Annotated in this window: 1 protein-coding gene; it reads left to right on the forward strand. The window is 58.9% G+C overall.

Features of this window, described 5'->3' with window-relative positions; genetic code table 11:
- Positions 1 to 1,436 precede the first annotated feature (1,436 nt).
- Positions 1,437 to 1,745: hypothetical protein (locus LY625_RS13305; RefSeq protein ID WP_233740791.1), on the forward strand; the 309-nt coding region annotated here is incomplete at its 3' end.

A 1,745-nucleotide genomic window follows, 5' to 3' on the forward strand; every position in this document is an offset into this window, starting at 1 on the left:
CCCATGCGGTTTCCATGCTGGCAGCGTAGCGAGACGCGATCTAACAATTCGTTCAAGCCGAAGCCGCTTCGCGGCTCGGCTTAACTCAGGTGTTAGGGCTCAGACCGAATGTCATCGCTACTTCTAGCAGTTGTCCTCCAAGCTACCACTGGAGATCTGACCATCGCACAAGCTGAGTCGCTCGCGCGACGGGACGAGGCGACTCTGCATGGCGAGATTTCGTCCAGATTCTTCTCGGGACAAGACAAGGCAGTCGGTAGATCCATGGTTGCGTGTGGCGTCAACGCTGCGCAAGAGATGGCTGGGATCATGGTGGTTATGCGGCTCAATGAGCACGGACAAGTGACAAGGACCTGGCTTAACAAGCCAAGCGATCTGGGCCGGTGCTTTGAGGAAAAACTTCGATCTGAGGTAATGCAGACAGGCGGGCGTCCAGAACTCTACTCATTCGTCAATTTCAAGTTCTGAGCCCTAACAATTCATTCAAGCCGACGCCGCTTCGCGGCGCGGCTTAACTCAGGCGTTAGGCCTTGTGTCCCGCACTGTCGTAGCAGGAGTTCTCGGCAGCTTGTAGCGTCTCGCGCGTCCATCCCGTTGGCACCTGGCACGCGCGGTGACGGCATCGGCAGTGAGCCCTGCTGCACTTCCTCTTCGGCCAGGCGCGACTCTCCGCCAGATTCGACCGGCCGGGTCGACTTCGGCCAGGGCGCGGTGAGAGTTCCCGGTCGCGCGCTCCAGGTTCTTGCTTCGGCCCAGCAAACGCTGGCGCCGCCGCCCGCCAATACTTGCTGTACTGTTCGGCTCAGGGGTTGGGTCAGCGCAGGTCCGGCAGGGGTGCCAGGCAGCGGCGGCCTAACAATGCGTTCAAGCCGAACCCGCTTCGCGGCTTCGCCTTGAACGCACCGCAACTTGTAGCTCTCTCGCCCGGCGCACCATCCGGCTGCGGGTCGGCTTAACTTAGGTGTTAGGCGGCATAGGGGCATATGAGCGGACTTTGGCAAACAATCATCGGCGGCTTGGCAGTAGCTGCGATCACTGGATTGTCGGTCATCGCGTACCGCCATCCCGCAGCATACGCTCGACTCTACCGTCCATTACTGTCGGTACTCATAGGCGCATGGGCGGTGTGGTTCGTTTAGGGAGTCGGTTTTGGATCTGGATTTCATGAGGCCGTGCTCGCGACCATGAAGCTCAATTCCGGCACTCCCATCAAAACGCCAGACCGCGACTCGGCCTCGTTCCTGTTCCATATGGCTCCTGTCGTCGTTTACGCGTACCTTAGCTTTCTGAAACTCTTGCCACATTTGCTCAGGGACGAGACTCAGAGTCCGGGGGATAGCGCAAATGACGCCTAACAATTTGTTCAAGCCGACGCCGCTTCGCGGCGCGGCTTAACTCGGGTGTTAGGCCCTGCAGCAGGTGTCGAGGCGAGACAGATGACTAGAAGCGCCGCCCTGTTACTTATCTTAGTCATGCTCCTTGTGGGCGGCGCGGAGACACGCGCCACGCCACCACCAGTGAGTAAGCCGCAGTACTGCGCAGCGAGTTTCTGCGTGGAAGTTATTGCTTACAGTTTCGTTGAAAGCGCGATCGTTGATCGAAGCAACAAGGCAGAACGCATCAGCATTCGCCTGGAAGACGGGACACGAATTGCGTTCGCTGCAAGGGCTGCTAGGAAGGACGAGATTTCTGGTAAGCACGGCTCAGATTGGGTCTGGCGCTCGCCATCGATGGCGACCTCAAGG

Origin of the sequence: Lysobacter sp. GX 14042 (assembly GCF_021390425.1) — a bacterium.
Lineage (GTDB): Bacteria > Pseudomonadota > Gammaproteobacteria > Xanthomonadales > Xanthomonadaceae > Novilysobacter.